Source organism: Glutamicibacter arilaitensis, assembly GCF_044793945.1.
GTDB classification, from domain to species: Bacteria; Actinomycetota; Actinomycetes; order Actinomycetales; family Micrococcaceae; genus Glutamicibacter; species Glutamicibacter arilaitensis_B.
In genome coordinates this window covers 659,435-674,483 of the sequence record NZ_CP084994.1, presented here as the reverse complement: position 1 = coordinate 674,483, position 15,049 = coordinate 659,435, and the positions used below count along the sequence as shown (strand labels likewise).

Sequence of the window (15,049 nt, the reverse complement as noted above, 5' to 3'; positions counted from 1 at the left end):
TAGATAAATGGCACAGCGAGACGGGGATCACAAATGACGTACATCGACCTGAATTCCGACGTGGGCGAATCCTTTGGCAATTGGGTCATGGGTGATGATGCGGCCATTTTCAAATCCGTCTCCTCAGCCAACGTAGCCTGCGGATTCCACGCAGGAGACCCCACTGGCATCGCGCAGACCTGCCGCGATGCCGTCTCCGCGGGCGTCACCATCGGTGCACATGTCGGCTATCGCGATCTTGCCGGGTTCGGGCGTCGATTCCTCGACTGCTCCGCTACCGAACTCGCCGATGACGTGCTCTATCAGCTGGGCGCCCTGCAAGCTCTGGCCCGCGCTGCGGGGTCACGCATCACGTACGTCAAGCCACACGGCGCGCTTTACAACACCATCGTGCACCATGAAGTACATGCGCAGGCCGTCATCGACGCCATTAGGGCGTTCGGCGACGATCTCCCGGTGCTGCTCTTGCCCGGTTCGGTGGCACTGGCCAAGGCAGAGGCCGCCGGGCTGCGCCCGGTCGCGGAAGCCTTCGCCGACCGCAACTACACCCCCGACGGCACCCTGGTTTCGCGCCGCGAGGCGAACGCCGTGCTCCACGATTCCGTGCAGGTCACCGAGAACATGATCCGCTTGGCCACCGAAGGGACCATTAAGGCAGTGGACGGTTCAATAATCCAGATGCCAGCCGAGTCGATCTGTGTCCACGGCGATACCGCAGGATCGGTCGCGATGGCGGCCGCGGTTCGCGCCGGGCTGGAATCGGCCGGCGTGCAGATCAAGAGCTTCGCATGAGCATCACCGCGGTATATGCAGCTGGAAGCCACGATCTGCTGGTTGAATTGGACGGCTTGGAATCTGTCCTATCCCTAGATGCCCTGCTGCAGGCCCAACCACTGCCGGGACAACGCGATGTCCTAGCTGCCGCCGCGACGCTCATGGTGAAGTTCGAGAACGTCGAGCAGGCCCGACAAGCCAAGAAGCTCCTACCGAAGCTGACGTTGAACACGGCAGAAGCAACCACCGGAAAACTTGTCACCATCGAGGTCAATTACGACGGCGAGGATTTGGAAAGCGTCGGAGAGCTCACCGGGCTTGGAGCCGAAGGAGTCGTCAACGCGCACACCGGCCAGCAGTGGCGTGCGGCGTTCGGCGGATTCGCGCCAGGCTTCGCCTATCTTATGGGAGAAAACACCGATCTGCAGGTTCCGCGCCGCGAGACACCACGCACCCAGGTGCCCACCGGTTCAGTGGCCCTCGCCGGTGAGTACTCGGCCGTTTATCCCCGCCAATCCCCCGGCGGATGGCAGTTGATCGGTCGCACCAACGTCGCTTTGTGGGATCTAAACCGCGAAAATCCGGCGCTCATCCGCCCGCAGGATCGTGTGCAGTTTATTGCCTCGCGTCATGCTCTGACCCTACAGCCAACTGCTTCGCCCGCTCCGGAAGACGAAACCCCCACAGGTCCCGGACTGGCCATTCTCGACTCCGGTTTGCAGAGCCTGCTCCAGGACACTGGCCGGCAGGGCTTTGGCGGGCTGGGCGTACCGGCCAGCGGCGCCGCCGATTTCGCCGCGTTACATCAGGCAAATCGGCTAGTCGGAAATGCGGCTGACTCTGCCTGCATCGAAAACCTGACCGGTCGAATGAGCCTGCTCGCTCACAGCGACCAGGTACTTGCGGTCTGCGGAGCCGAAGCGAAGCTGTTCATCACTCCGGCGGCCCACGACGGCCTCCGCGTCGAACGCGAGGTTAGCATGGACGCGCCTTTCGCTTTGCTGGACGGCGAGCGCCTGGACCTGGAACCTACCGGAAACGGATTGCGCAGCTATCTTTCGGTTCGGGGAAAAATCCAGCTACCCCGAATTCTGGGTTCGCTGTCCACCGACACGCTCTCCGGGGTGGGCCCGGCCCCACTGGCCAATGGAAGTTTCCTGCCGGTATCGCTACCGGAGAACCTGCAAGTTGTGGGGCAGAGCGAACCGAGCACCCTGCCCCTGCCAGATGCCGAGGGCTGCTATGTTCTGCGCGTCCAGGCCGGCCCGCGCGATGACTGGTTCGGTCCCGCCGGTATCGCGAAACTATTGGGCCAACGTTGGCTGGTCACCAGCGAGTCCAACCGAATCGGTGTGCGGCTGGCAGTGGAAGGGGATGCCAGCGCCATTGAACGCGTACGCGCTGGCGAGCTCTCCAGCGAAGGCGTCGCGCTCGGCTCATTGCAGGTACCGCCTTCCGGATTGCCCGTGCTGTTCTTGGCCGATCATCCGGTCACCGGCGGTTATCCGGTGATCGCCACAGTCATCGCCGAAGATTTATCCGCCGCGGCGCAGTTGCCGCCAGGCTCACATCTTCGTTTTGAACTTTCCGAAACCACCCCAAGCACCGAAGGATCCCAGGCATGAAAAAGGTCTTGATCGCCAACCGCGGCGAAATCGCCGTCCGTATTGCTCGCGCCGCAGCCGACGCCAATTTGGTATCGGTTGCCGTCTACTCCGATCCCGATGCGGATGCCCTGCATGTGCGCCGCGCCGATGAAGCCTACGCGCTAGGTGGGTCTTCGAGCGCCGAAACCTATTTGGATATTTCCAAGATCATTTCCGTTGCCAAACGTTCCGGCTCCGATGCGGTCCACCCGGGCTACGGATTCCTTTCTGAGAATGCAGACTTTGCCCGGGCAGTCATCAACGAAGGGCTCATCTGGATCGGCCCTACGCCTGAAGCTATTGAGCTATTGGGTAATAAGGTCACAGCTCGCGAAATTGCGGTACGCGCTGGTGCGCCGTTGGTGCCCGGTACCGATGCACCAGCAGCCGACGCTTCCGAGGTTCGGGCCTTCGCCGAGAAGCATGGCGTGCCGGTGGCAATCAAGGCGGCGTTCGGAGGTGGCGGACGCGGCTTGAAGGTGGCACGCACCATGGAAGAAATCGAGGACGCCTTCAATTCAGCGGTCCGTGAAGCTACCGTAGCCTTCGGTCGCGGCGAGTGCTTCGTGGAGCGTTTTCTAGACAAGCCCCGTCACGTCGAGGCGCAGGTACTTGCCGATACTCACGGCAATGTCATCGTGGTGGGTACCCGCGATTGCTCGCTGCAGCGCCGTCACCAGAAACTTGTCGAAGAAGCGCCAGCCCCATTCCTCTCCGACGAGCAGCGGGCCGAGATCCACGATTCGGCCAAAGCCATCTGCCGCGAGGCAGGCTACGTGGGCGCAGGCACTGTCGAATACCTGGTAGCGCCAGACGGACTCATTTCCTTCTTGGAAGTTAATACCCGTTTGCAGGTAGAGCATCCCGTCAGCGAAGAGACTGCCGGCGTGGACCTGGTGATAGAGCAGTTCCGGATCGCCGAAGGCAAGGAACTGTCTTTGAAGGAGGATCCGCAACCGGTGGGCCATGCTTTCGAGTTCCGCATCAACGCCGAAGATCCGGCACGCGGTTTCCTGCCCGGCCCGGGGACCATCACCCGGTTTGAGGTACCTACCGGCTCCGGAATTCGGGTAGATGCAGGAGTCCGTAGCAACTCGAATATCCCTGGGCAATATGATTCGCTGATGGCCAAGCTGATCGTCCATGGGGCGACCCGCGAGCAGGCCCTGCGACGCGCCCAGGTGGCTCTGGCGGAGTTCACCATCGAGGGCGTTCCCACAGTTTTGCCCTTTCACCGGGCCGTTGCCAAGCACCCGGATTTCACCGCCGAGCAAGGCTTTAAGGTCTACACCACCTGGATCGAATCCGACTTCGCAGATGAACTGGCCAATAGCGAGGAAATCGCCACTACCACTGCCGGCGGCGAACGTGAAGTGCTCACCATCGAACTGGACGGCAAAGCGATGGCATTGGGCTTGCCGGCATCGCTGGTGCACGCCATCCGCCACGGTGGTTCCACCCCGAACGGGGCAGGTAGCACCGAGGCTTCGATTGCCGATGCCGACGCGCTGCTGTCCCCCATGTCCGGAAACCTGGTCTCGTTCTCGGTCGAGGACGGAACCCCGGTGACCAAAGGGCAGACTGTGGCAGTTTTGGAAGCAATGAAAATGGAATCACCAGTCTCCGCACATCGCGACGGGACCTTCACCGCTTCGGCGTTTAGCACGGGACAGGCAGTTAATCGTGGTGAGTCATTGGGAAGCATTGCTTAGCCAATGTGGGATTGTCCGAGGCAATGGCTAGATTAGAGGAATGAGCGTGAACGAGACTTACTCTTCAATTCCGTTAGGGAGCGGATCTACCCATGCGCATACCAGCGCCTGGGTGGCCTCGACGTTGCGCCAAGAAATTGCCAACGGTCGGCTGTTGCCAGGTTCCAAGCTTTCGGAGCAAGCGTTGTCCGAAGCGCTGGGAGTCTCACGCAATACCCTTCGCGAGGGATTCACGCTTTTGGACAGCGAACTGATCATCACTCGAATCCCCAACCGTGGCGTGTTCGTGTCCTCACCAAGCGCCGAAGACATCCGAGAGATTTACGCGGTGCGTCGGGCCATCGAACCCGCGGCACTGGCGTGGGGTCCCGCTTTGGATGTCCCAGCGCTGGCTCAAGCGATCCTCGAGGCGCGTGCGGCGGCCGAAGTCCGCGACGTTCCTGGCATGGCTGATGCCAATCAACGCTTCCATGAGGCCGTCGTGCGTTCCACCGGCAGCGTTCACCTGCTTGAACTCATGGGCCGAATTCTCGCCAAAATGCGTCTAGTCTTCCATTCGATGAGTGATGCTCCAGATTTCCATTCGCACTATGTGGAAAGAAACGCCGCACTCGTTGATTTGCTTGCCTCCGGCCAGCGGAACGAAGCAGCCCAAACCCTACTAGGCTACCTAGATACCGCGGAAGCCGAGCTTCTCGAACATTACGAGTCATCCCAGAAAATATAGGAGCGTTATGCCTGAGCCTTCCTTGCCCGCATTGGCCGAATCGATTGCACGTCGAGCCCACGAAGGACAATTTGATAAAGCAGGTGTGGACTACATTACGCATCCGGCTCGTGTCGCAGCCAGCGTTGGAGAACATGGCGGAAGCGACGAGACCGTCGCTGCAGCCTGGCTACACGATGTCCTAGAAGATTGCGAGGTCACTCCATCGGATCTTCTCTCTGCAGGGATCCCGCAGAGCGTCATCGACGCAGTCGATTCGGTGACCAAACGCAATGGGGAGCGAATCGAAGACTACTGTGTCCGTGTCCGGGCAAACCCCATCGGACTCATGGTTAAGTACGCCGATCTAGCCGATAACACCTCCCCCGAACGGACAGCGCTGCTTGACGATACGGTACGAACCCGGTTGGCAGAAAAATACGCCTATGTTCGCTCGTTGCTGGCCAGCTAAGATCATTTGCCCCTGATCGTCCGGCCGTTCGCTTCGGCCAGATGAGGGACCTGCATATCCGGTCGTAGATTAGTAGCGGCGCTTTGCCGATGGCTCCGCGTGGGTGTAATTCTCACGAAACTTCGTCGCCGATAAGCTAGCAGTGCCCCTTCGGCTCGTTCTTCGACGCGCTGTGTATTTGAGAATCTGCACGGGCTTAGCTCTTCACATGATCTGTGAAGCGCGTAGCATCGAAGTACTAGGTGGGAAGGAACGTGCCGTCATGTTTGAGAAATTCACCGATCGAGCACGGCTTGTCCTGGTCGTGGCGCAACAAGAAGCCACCGCTCGAAACGACGACCATTTAGGCACTGAGCATTTCCTGCTCGCTCTCGTGCGAGAACCTGACGGTATTCCTGCCAGAACTTTTGAAGCCCTGGATATCCCCTACGAGAACGTGCGCGAACAGATCAACGAGTTGGCAGACAACGAGAAGACCGGGACTACGGGCGAATTGCCTATCACGGAGCATGTAAAGAAACTTCTGGAACTGTCACTGCAGGAAGCCAACGAACTAGGCCACGATTTCGTCGACGCCGAACATCTATTACTGGGGCTACTGAGTGTCAGCGACGGCATCGCTTCCAAGACGTTCGAGCGGTTAGGAACCACTCCCAACCGAATCCGCCAGCAACTCATCCGTCTCTGGTCTGGTAACTCTGGTGGCTCTCAAAACGGCGCTTAGTTCTTTCAATCCCTCCCTCCGGTGACAGCCACCTCATCTTGCATTGAGCCCAGAGTGCGCTGCGAAGAGTATCGTTAGAACCGGCTGGCTGGCCTATTAGTATGTGGTCAGAGCAATTTGAGCGGCCGTTGTCCACCACGGATATAACTTATTTTCCTTGTACCGATGCCGCAACTCACCAAGGCAGCCAGACGTTGGTTGAACTTCCGAAAGGACAAGAATTGAAACTGCCCGTAGCCGAATTACATATCCATTTGGAAGGGTCCTTAGAGCCCGAAACGATCTTTGCGCTAGCGGCAAAGAACGGGATCACTCTGCCCTACCAGTCATTGGCGGAGCTACGGGCGCAGTATGAATTCAGCAATCTCCAGTCGTTCCTTGATCTCTTCTACGCAAATATGGCCGTACTTCGCACCAGTGAAGATTTCCATGAAATCACTCGAGCCTACCTGCAACGAGCTCACGATTCTGGCGTTCGTCACGTGGAGCTATTCTTTGATCCCCAAGCACATCTGGAACGCGGGCTGACACTTTCCGAAGTGATATCCGGAATTCGTTCTGGTCTCGATGAAGCCCGGCAGCGTTGGGGTATTACCCATAAGCTCATCGCCTGTTTCTGGCGGCATGCGCCGGCGGCATCTGCGATGGAAATTCTGCAATTGATTGTTTCCGAACAGCATGCGATCGATGGAATCGGTTTGGATTCCTCCGAACTAGGATTCCCTCCCGAACTATTCACGGAGGTCTTCACTTACGCCCGCGAAAACGGACTCCATTTGGTGGCTCATGCGGGTGAAGAAGGACCAGCTGACTACATCCGTCAAGCATTGGACCTTTTGCGAGTTGAGCGCGTTGATCACGGTATCCGTTGCTTGGAAGACCCTGAGCTCGTGACACGGTTGGTCAACGAACGGATGCCTCTGACGGTATGCCCTTTTTCAAATGTGCGACTGCGTGCGGTGGAAACCCTGGCAGATCATCCACTGCCTCGGATGCTCGAAGCTGGGCTGAAGGTTTCCATCCACTCGGATGATCCCGCCTACTTCGGCGGCTATATGGACGCCAACATTTCGGCAATCACCGAACAATTCCATTTGACCGCAACCCAGCTGGCAACCCTTGCCCGAAATTCCTTCGAGGGTTCCTTCCTCAATGCGGAAGAAAAGGCGGCGCTCGTAGCCGAGGTCGATGCTTGGCTCAAATTGCAATCGGAATTGAATCCCAGTTAATTAGAAGTGCCGCGATTCCTTGGGGATGGAATCGCGGCACTGGACTCACCAGGTATTCGTACTTGGGGTTACGGCACCTGATACATCGAGTCCCTGGCATCGGTGATTAACATATGCCCGGGGGCATGTCCGATCGCCAGCGCAGGACGGGATTCCATGACAGCGGCTTGTGGAGTCACGCCGCATGCCCAAAAAACTGGAATGGTTCCGTCCGGAATGGTGAGCGCATCTCCGAAATCTGGCCTACCCAGATCCGTGATGCCTATTTCTTCGGGGTTCCCCACATGAATCGGTGCTCCGTGTACTGCTGGGTAGCGGGAGGTGATACGCACTGCGTCCGCGACTTGAGAAGCCGGTATTGGACGCATGGAGACCACCATCGGTCCGGAAATACTCCCGGCCGAGGCACTACGAATACTTGTTTTGTACATAGGTACATTCACACCTTGGTCGATGTGGGCAATACCTATGCCATTTTCAATCAGGGCCGCCTCGAAGGTGAATGAACAACCCACGATCAAGGTCACCAGGTCATCGCGCCAATAATTGCTCAGGTCCGTAGGCTCGGCTATTTTCTGACCGTCTTGGTATACCGTGTATTTCGGAAGATCCGTGCGAATATCTCCACCGGGCAGCAACTCATTACTCGTTTGACCGGCTTCCAGAACTCCTAGAATCGGGCACGATTTCGGGTTGCGCTGCGCAAAAAGTAGAACGTCAAATGCTAGTTCCCTTTGCACGATGATCAGATTAGCTTGGGCATATCCAGCAGCATAACCAGCCGTGGGCACGCTCAGCCCCTGCCGAAAGAGGCTACGCGCTACGGACGGGGTCATGCTTGCACGTTCGTTGCGATGCGGTTCGAGCGGGATCATGAATTTCTCCTAGGGTTCAGACGCTAGCTCAGGCCCATAACTTTGACAGGCCCGTGAGCGACATCCAACCGAGATAAATGGTCAAGACCCATGTCAACGCGCCAATAGTCAGTAGCCACGCCGGGTACTTGTAGTCGTTCAACAGGTCACGGCGGCGCCAAGCAACCCAGAGCAGAACCGCAAATCCAACTGGAAGGATCAAACCGTTGAATGCGCCGGCGAAGATCAGCAAGGTCTGCGGTGCCTGACCCAAGAATAAGTAGATCACGGCGCATACGGCGATGAATGCCACGGTGATGAGGTTTCGAGTGCGCTCTTTAGTCGCCGATTTGGTGACGAAGGAAACCGAGGTGTAGGCGGCGCCAATGACGGAGGTCAACGCGGCAGACCAGAGGATCACACCGAAGGTACGCAGCCCAATATCTCCGGCCACTGCGCCGAAGGCCTCGGCAGCCTTGTTGTCGCTGGTCAAAGCGACACCGCCGGCGACCACACCGAAGATGGCGAGGAACAACAGAACACGCATGACGCCGGTAACGATGATGCTGAGAACCGAGATGCGGCTTACAGCTTTGACGTGTTCGACGCCCGAAGTGCCGGAGTCAATCATGCGGTGCGCACCGGCATAGGTAATATAGCCGCCAACGGTGCCGCCGATCAGTGTCGTGATGACCAAGAAATCCACGTTTTCCGGCATGACGGTATTCTTCAGCGCTTCACCGACGGGTGGGGCTGCAATGATTGCGACATAAAGCATCAGCAGGATCATGATCGCGCCGAGGAGCACCACGATCCGGTCCAATGCCATTCCGGCTTTCTTGGATAGGAAGACGAGAATGGCGATCGCTGCCGAAATTGCGCCGCCAATTTTTGGGTCGATGCCGATCATCGCGTTCATGCCAAGACCAGTACCGGCGATGTTACCGATGTTGAAAACCATGCCGCCAATAAATACCAGTGCCGCAAGGAACCAGCCCACGCCGGGGAGCACCTTATTCCCCAATTCTTGGGCGCGCATTCCGGAGACTCCGATAACTCGCCAGACGTTCAGCTGAACTGCGATGTCTACCAAGATCGAAACGACGATCGCGAAGGCGAAGGATGCTCCTAGCTTGACCGTGAATTCCGAGGTCTGGGTAATGAACCCGGGACCAATGGCGCTCGTTGCCATGAGAAACATGGCACCCATAAGGGCTGTGCGCCGTGCCTTACTGCTGAGCTGTGGTTGAGCCTCTGAATGTGCCATGGTTCCATCCATTACAGGTTGCGGTGACTGCGGTCACAAAACTTGGTGACTCACAGAACAATACAGGTTGTTCAACAATCGGCGCAAGAGGTTGTTCAACAATCCTCTGTCCGGATTTTTCAAAACCGACCCTTGCCCTGCAACTTGGTATCCAAACAATGGCACAAGAATACTTAAAATACGACGCCTCAGCCCGCGACGAATAGAACTTCAGGGTTTTCGCGGGCCGAGGTGGCGATCGAGCACAACTAGCCTTGGCGAGCTTTCATTCTTGGATTCTTCTTGTTGATTACAAAGACCCTGCCACGACGACGGACCACTTGAGCACCGGGCACTTTCTTCAGTGCTCGGATCGAATTTCTAACCTTCATACGTTTTCACCCCCTCCCCACATATCGCGTTCCTGTTGTTATGCCCCAAGTGCGTTTGAAGCGCCATGCAGGGCCAGTAGCTGTTCATCGCTTAGTTCGCAGGACTCCAAGAGCGCCTTGACCTCGGCTTCACAATGCTCCGAGCCGGTCAATTCCAAATGAGTGCAAGCGACGTCACTATCCCACGCGCCGGTTGATTCCATCCAAACCCGTGGCCCAGTCCCGGTGAGCGCAACACGTACACCGGGGCAGTTTGCCATCCAGAGCGTCCCGCGAACGGACATGCAGGTTGCGACCACCTCGGGCAGCACCTCGCGGAAACGGTCAGCATCAAGTGGCCGCTCGACCCTGATGAGAATTTTTGAATCTGCGAGCTCCGGCGCGCCTGGGCTATGCGAGAAATGCCCTGGGCGTGACCTGCGGAGGGCTTCATGCTGGTCATAATCGCCCAAAGCTACCGCACTTCCGCCTGAATTGAGCACCGCATGCGGTGCCAATTGAGCAATAAGTCGCGCCCCGTGTTCAAATTGCCCACCGGAGGATTTCAGATGCTCAGCAGATTCGCCCAGCAGATCCACACTCAAGCCTTCAACGAGCATCAGGCTGTCTGCCAGCGCGAGTTCACGGATCAGGAATTCCCCTGCCGTTCGCTCATCATTTGGCATGGCGTTAAAGCCCGACTCCCAGAGCGTCCTTCGATCCCAAAATTGGTCCTCCACGGCGGCCGGATCCAATGCAAGGACCACATGGTCGATTGTGACCCCACGCTGCTCAAGTTCGGAACGCACAATATCCAGGACTTGATCACTATGCCAAGTGGCTGGAAGCGATTGGATCACCACAGCATCTTCGCGCCCAGGCAGCAGGCGCAATAGCGTCGGTAGGATTTCGAAGCGCACGGCACAACCTATACACCCGTGCTCGAGCACGGACTCGGCTCGCTCGGCAGCATTACGCCTTCCTTCAACTCGGCGCAAGACGCGATTGCCTTCTAGCAGATCGTGCCCAATGACCAGGGCCTCGGGATACCGGCTTAGCAGTCGGCTGACGGCGGCATCCCGGCAGTGGACTTCCAAGGATGAGACAAAAATAAGCTTCATAGCACTTGAGCTTACATGAGAATGATTCTCAATATAAATAAGTGATGCTTCGTGTTAACCGACAGCGGGCCGCCAATTCATCCCTGATGGATGAATTGGCGGCCCGCACCGAGGAATTTTCCTAGTGGAAGAAGTGACGCGCTCCGGTGAAGTACATGGTGATGCCAGCAGCGTTCGCCGCAGCGATGACTTCCTCATCACGAACCGAACCACCAGGCTGAACAACAGCCTTTACCCCGGCATCAAGCAAGATCTGCAGTCCATCAGCGAAGGGGAAGAATGCGTCGGAGGCGGCAACAGCACCCTGGGAGCGCTGTTCAGAAGCGGAACCGTCAACGTTTTCCGCACCACCGGCAGCATCTGCGCCGGATTCAACCTTTACACCAAGGGTATTGGCACGCTCGACCGCAAGTTTGCACGAGTCAACGCGGTTGACCTGTCCCATGCCAATGCCGACGGCAGCACCGTCCTTGGCGATGAGGATCGCGTTCGACTTCGCCGCCCGCACCGCACGCCAAGCGAAGGCAAGATCTGCCAGCGTCTGCTCATCGGCGGCTGCGCCGGCGGCAAGAGTCCAGTTCGCGAAGTCGTCACCGGCAGCGGTGATCTTGTCGCTGGCCTGCACAAGCATGCCGCCGGAGACCTGTCGGAACTCGTTGGCGTTGCGCGCGTAGCCCTCTGGCAATGCAAGCAGGCGGATATTCTTCTTAGCCGAGAGGATCTGCACGGCTTCTGGTTCGAAGTCCGGGGCGATGACCACCTCGGTGAAGATGCCCTTGACGGTTTCGGCCATTTCTTTGGTCACCGTGCGGTTGGCGGCAATGACACCGCCGAAAGCAGATACCGGGTCCGTGGCGTGGGCCTTGGCATGTGCGTCTGCGATTGGGTTGGCCGCATCAGGGGAAGCGACGGCAACACCGCATGGGTTCGCGTGCTTGATCACTGCCACCGCGGGCTGCTCGAAATCGAATGCCGCACGAAGCGCTGCATCGGCATCCACATAATTGTTGTAGCTCATCGGCTTACCGTGCAGCTGATCCGCCTGGGCAATACCGGCCGGGGCCGCCTCATCAACGTAAAGTGCTGCCTGCTGGTGCGGGTTTTCGCCGTAGCGAAGGGCCTCGGCACGCTGCAGGGCCACGCCCGCGTAGGCAGGCCAGTCGATCACTCCGTCGCCGTCCTCGTCGAGGAACTGGCTGGCGGTCCAGGAAGCCACCGCAGTGTCATACGCCGCGGTATGGGCGTAGGCCTTCGCCGCAAGACGCTGACGGGTCTTCAAATCAAAACCGCCCTCTGCGGCTGCTTCGACGACCTTGGAGTAGAACGATGGGTCCACCACGATCGACACTGCTGCGTGGTTCTTCGCGGCCGAACGGACCATGGCAGGTCCTCCGATGTCGATCTGCTCGACAACCTCATCCTGGCTCGCGCCCGAGGCGACGGTTTGGACGAATGGGTAGAGGTTCACCACGACCAGATCGATCTGCTCGATATCCATGGCGGACAAGGTGTCCATATGTTCGCCAACGCGACGGTCCGCGAGGATGCCGCCGTGGATGCGTGGGTGCAGGGTTTTCACACGGCCATCAAGCATTTCCGGGGAGCCGGTAACCTGCTCTACCTCGGTGACTGGAATCCCTGCTGCCGCGATCTTCTTGGCGGTGGAACCGGTGGAGACTAACTGTACGCCGGCTTGGTGCAATCCGGCGGCCAGTTCCTCCAGGCCAGTCTTGTCGTACACGGAAATCAATGCGCGGCGGATGGCCACACGATCCAAGACGGTCTTACTCACGAAAATGCTCTCCCGGCGGTGAGATGAAAAGGGGCGGGCAACCAATGGTCGCCTCCCCTATTCTAGCGCCGTAAGCAGACGATCCTTCAGTTCATGTCAGCGCTACGGAACTGGTTGCCCCAGCTGCGGGAAATGCTCGACGAGCTGCTGCGGTGTCAGGCAGAGTTCCAGCAGCTTTTCTGCATGATCATCATCGGCAACATAAGCGACAAGGTCTACCTTCGTGCGTTCGTTCAGCTCCTCACGCAATGACTGAGCTACGGCAACGAGGGTGTGATAATAACGCTTAATCGTGCTCTCCCACCCTTCGCGGGTAGCCAGGTCCGTCATCGCATCTGACCAGATTTGAGCGGCTGGATCTTGACATAGATCAATAGCTGACCAGTGCCAATCGCTCGGCTCCCACTTATCTGAGTAGAAACTTTCGTCATCGTCTGCGTCGAGATCGGCTTCGATGGCGTTCAGGACTTCGTCGAGATCCTCGCTGTCTTCCTCGGCATCGGTCTCATCTTCAGAGTCTCGCGACTCGTCTTCGGAATCGGTGACATGCTCTTCGCTGAGCTGCCCCTCGACCTCAGCATCCGAACGATCCTCGTAGTCATTCTCCGCATCGAGATCTTCGCCGCGTTCCACTAGTAATTCGCGAGACTCGCTTTGGCGATCGCGTTCGAGCGCTTCAACAGAATTTAATGCCAGCAGCGGCATAGCGATGTTCTCGCTCTCCGAGGTGCTAACCCCGTGCAGGGCAATGGCATAGAAGTTCTGTTCCGGGTGTTCGGCAATCACTTCCGCCGCGTGTCGAAGAGCAGCCACCCGTATTGTCTCTTCGAGAGCGGTCCAATCTACTCCCATGACCAGAGAGTACTCCCTTCTGGCCCTGCATAACAGGCCTTGACGAAGCCGTGCAAAAGGCGTAATGAGATGCGCTGTAGCTATAGATTTCGGTATGCTTCGACCCGAAACGTGCCGCGCACTCTGCGGCCCGGCCACCCCAAGGAAAGGCCAACGACAGTGTCAACTGCCACTCTCCCCTCCGGCACACACATTGTGCAGGAGCTGCCCTTCAAATGGAAGGTGCAAGGCACCATCTTCATCATTGGTGGGCTGGGCTTCATGTTTGATGCTTGGGACGTGACGCTCAACGGTGCGCTCATCCCGTTGGTGGCCGCGGAGTGGGGTCTGGATCGGCCCACAGCCGCGTTGCTCGGTACCTCCAATCTGGTGGGCATGGCGCTGGGCGCTTTCCTTTGGGGAGGGATCGCCGACAAATACGGTCGCAAGAACGCCTTTTCACTGACCTTGCTGATGTTCTCCATATTCACCGTGCTCGGTGCGCTCTCTCCTAACTTTGGTTTCTTTGTCGCGTTCCGTTTCCTTGCAGGAGTCGGGCTGGGAGGCTGCATTCCGGTGGATTATGCCTTGGTTGGCGAGTTCACCCCCGCGAAACTGCGCGGACGAGTGCTCACCGCAATGGATGGCTGGTGGCCCATCGGCGCGGCTCTGTCCTTCTTCGTTTCCGGCTGGGTTATGGCGACGGCCGAGAACTGGCGCTTGATCCTCGCAGTGATGATCCTTCCGGCGTTCATGGTGTTTTTGGTGCGTTTGAAGATGCCAGAGTCCCCGTTGTTCCTCGCGGCCAAGGGGCGCGAGGCCGAAGCCCGGCTAGTCATCGATGATTTGGTGCAGCGCACCGGGGCCGAACCTCGGGACTACATTATCGAGGCAGCCCCGCTGGGCAAGGCTCCACGCTGGTGGGAACAGGTTCTGGTGCTGTGGCGTTACTCGGCCAAGCTGACGGCAACCAGCTGGCTGTTGTTCATCACCGTCTTGCTCGTCTACTACCTCGCTTTGACTTGGCTTCCCACCATCCTGACCGAGGCCGGAATGGCGCAGTCAGCCTCGTTCTTCGCCACCGCGGTGATGGCCTTGATGGGTCTGGTAGGTGTGCTGATCGCCGCCTTGCTCGTTGAGCGGGTGGGTCGCAAGTGGCTGCTCGGCATCTCCGCGCCATTGGCGGGGATAGTGCTGATCGTGGTCGCGGTCAGCCTCGATGCACCGGCCACCGCGGTGGCCTGGATTCTGGTGTTCGGCGTTGTGGTCCAGGTGGCGATTCCGGTGTTGTATGCCTACGTCTCCGAGCTGTACCCGACCGAACTGCGCGCCAGTGGCTTCGGCTGGGCATCGACCATGTCCCGCTTTGCGGCGGGTTTTGGTCCGTTGCTTTTCGCCGCGCTTTGGCCGATCGTCGGACTGCCTTGGCTCTTTGCCGGGGCTACCGTCTTGGTGATCCTCGCGGTGTTGTTCATGGCCCGCTTCGCCCCGGAAACCCGCGGGCGCGACCTCCACTAGGAACTGCGCAAGCCACAGGGAGCGCGAATGCTTCGTGGCGAATAAGGCGACTT

General features: G+C 58.4%; 14 protein-coding genes. 8 read left to right on the top strand and 6 right to left on the bottom strand.

The features are described from left to right. Positions 1 to 33 precede the first annotated feature (33 nt). The 7 genes from LG294_RS03210 to LG294_RS03180 all read left to right on the top strand — a co-directional run bounded on the left by LG294_RS03210 (position 34) and on the right by LG294_RS03180 (position 7,263). Entirely contained in the window at positions 34 to 792 is a 759-nt protein-coding gene (locus LG294_RS03210; RefSeq protein WP_404289446.1) for a LamB/YcsF family protein, read from the top strand. Beyond that, a complete protein-coding gene (locus tag LG294_RS03205) occupies positions 789 to 2,399 on the top strand; it encodes a carboxyltransferase domain-containing protein (protein ID WP_404289444.1) in 1,611 nt (536 codons plus the stop codon). The genes LG294_RS03210 and LG294_RS03205 overlap by 4 nt, the downstream gene beginning before the upstream one ends. Beyond that, complete coding sequence (locus LG294_RS03200) at positions 2,396 to 4,132, top strand: acetyl/propionyl/methylcrotonyl-CoA carboxylase subunit alpha (RefSeq protein ID WP_404289442.1); 1,737 nt, start codon at positions 2,396 to 2,398, stop codon at positions 4,130 to 4,132. The genes LG294_RS03205 and LG294_RS03200 overlap by 4 nt, the downstream gene beginning before the upstream one ends. Positions 4,133 to 4,172: 40 nt before the next feature. Continuing rightward, the gene (locus LG294_RS03195) at positions 4,173 to 4,859 is read left to right on the top strand and encodes a GntR family transcriptional regulator (RefSeq protein WP_404289440.1); all 687 of its coding nucleotides are present in this window, start codon (positions 4,173 to 4,175) and stop codon (positions 4,857 to 4,859) included. Positions 4,860 to 4,866: 7 nt separating this feature from the next. Further along, on the top strand, positions 4,867 to 5,310 hold the full coding sequence (locus LG294_RS03190; RefSeq protein ID WP_404289438.1) for an HD domain-containing protein: 444 nt from the start codon (positions 4,867 to 4,869) through the stop codon (positions 5,308 to 5,310). 262 nt (positions 5,311 to 5,572) lie between these two features. Beyond that, positions 5,573 to 6,034, top strand: a complete 462-nt coding sequence (locus LG294_RS03185; RefSeq protein WP_404289436.1) for a Clp protease N-terminal domain-containing protein — start codon at positions 5,573 to 5,575, stop codon at positions 6,032 to 6,034. 221 nt (positions 6,035 to 6,255) lie between these two features. Further along, on the top strand, positions 6,256 to 7,263 hold the full coding sequence (locus tag LG294_RS03180; RefSeq protein ID WP_404289434.1) for an adenosine deaminase: 1,008 nt from the start codon (positions 6,256 to 6,258) through the stop codon (positions 7,261 to 7,263). Positions 7,264 to 7,331: 68 nt separating this feature from the next. Here the strand turns inward: LG294_RS03180 and LG294_RS03175 are convergent, their stop codons facing one another. The 6 genes from LG294_RS03175 to LG294_RS03150 all read right to left on the bottom strand — a co-directional run bounded on the left by LG294_RS03175 (position 7,332) and on the right by LG294_RS03150 (position 13,499). Continuing rightward, positions 7,332 to 8,138 carry a putative hydro-lyase gene (locus tag LG294_RS03175; RefSeq protein WP_404289432.1) on the bottom strand — a complete coding sequence of 269 codons (807 nt, stop codon included), beginning with the start codon at positions 8,136 to 8,138 and terminating at the stop codon, positions 7,332 to 7,334. A gap of 28 nt (positions 8,139 to 8,166) precedes the next feature. After that, positions 8,167 to 9,384: an NRAMP family divalent metal transporter gene (locus LG294_RS03170; RefSeq protein ID WP_404289430.1), complete on the bottom strand. Its 1,218-nt coding sequence runs from the start codon at positions 9,382 to 9,384 to the stop codon at positions 8,167 to 8,169. A gap of 248 nt (positions 9,385 to 9,632) precedes the next feature. Beyond that, on the bottom strand, positions 9,633 to 9,755 hold the full coding sequence (ykgO, locus tag LG294_RS03165; RefSeq protein ID WP_096289084.1) for a type B 50S ribosomal protein L36: 123 nt from the start codon (positions 9,753 to 9,755) through the stop codon (positions 9,633 to 9,635). Positions 9,756 to 9,793: 38 nt separating this feature from the next. Continuing rightward, a complete protein-coding gene (locus tag LG294_RS03160) occupies positions 9,794 to 10,855 on the bottom strand; it encodes a GTP-binding protein (RefSeq protein ID WP_404289428.1) in 1,062 nt (353 codons plus the stop codon). A 121-nt stretch (positions 10,856 to 10,976) separates the two neighbouring features. Then, entirely contained in the window at positions 10,977 to 12,647 is a 1,671-nt protein-coding gene (purH, locus tag LG294_RS03155; RefSeq protein ID WP_404289426.1) for a bifunctional phosphoribosylaminoimidazolecarboxamide formyltransferase/IMP cyclohydrolase, read from the bottom strand. Positions 12,648 to 12,749: 102 nt separating this feature from the next. Continuing rightward, positions 12,750 to 13,499, bottom strand: coding sequence for a DUF4303 domain-containing protein (locus tag LG294_RS03150; RefSeq protein WP_404289424.1), 750 nt, complete (start codon positions 13,497 to 13,499; stop codon positions 12,750 to 12,752). A gap of 159 nt (positions 13,500 to 13,658) precedes the next feature. Here LG294_RS03150 and LG294_RS03145 point away from each other — a divergent pair, with 159 nt between their 5' ends. Further along, positions 13,659 to 14,996, top strand: a complete 1,338-nt coding sequence (locus LG294_RS03145) for an MFS transporter (protein WP_404289422.1) — start codon at positions 13,659 to 13,661, stop codon at positions 14,994 to 14,996. Positions 14,997 to 15,049: the final 53 nt, after the last annotated feature.

Coding starts and splice junctions, on each gene's coding strand:
- LG294_RS03190 (WP_404289438.1), top strand. CDS start 4,867: ATGCCTGAGCCTTCCTTGCCCGCATTGGCCGAATCGATTGCACGTCGA.
- LG294_RS03160 (WP_404289428.1), bottom strand. CDS start 10,855: ATGAAGCTTATTTTTGTCTCATCCTTGGAAGTCCACTGCCGGGATGCC.
- LG294_RS03175 (WP_404289432.1), bottom strand. CDS start 8,138: ATGATCCCGCTCGAACCGCATCGCAACGAACGTGCAAGCATGACCCCG.
- LG294_RS03200 (WP_404289442.1), top strand. CDS start 2,396: ATGAAAAAGGTCTTGATCGCCAACCGCGGCGAAATCGCCGTCCGTATT.
- LG294_RS03170 (WP_404289430.1), bottom strand. CDS start 9,384: ATGGCACATTCAGAGGCTCAACCACAGCTCAGCAGTAAGGCACGGCGC.
- LG294_RS03205 (WP_404289444.1), top strand. CDS start 789: ATGAGCATCACCGCGGTATATGCAGCTGGAAGCCACGATCTGCTGGTT.
- LG294_RS03195 (WP_404289440.1), top strand. CDS start 4,173: ATGAGCGTGAACGAGACTTACTCTTCAATTCCGTTAGGGAGCGGATCT.
- LG294_RS03210 (WP_404289446.1), top strand. CDS start 34: ATGACGTACATCGACCTGAATTCCGACGTGGGCGAATCCTTTGGCAAT.
- LG294_RS03185 (WP_404289436.1), top strand. CDS start 5,573: ATGTTTGAGAAATTCACCGATCGAGCACGGCTTGTCCTGGTCGTGGCG.
- ykgO (WP_096289084.1), bottom strand. CDS start 9,755: ATGAAGGTTAGAAATTCGATCCGAGCACTGAAGAAAGTGCCCGGTGCT.
- LG294_RS03150 (WP_404289424.1), bottom strand. CDS start 13,499: ATGGGAGTAGATTGGACCGCTCTCGAAGAGACAATACGGGTGGCTGCT.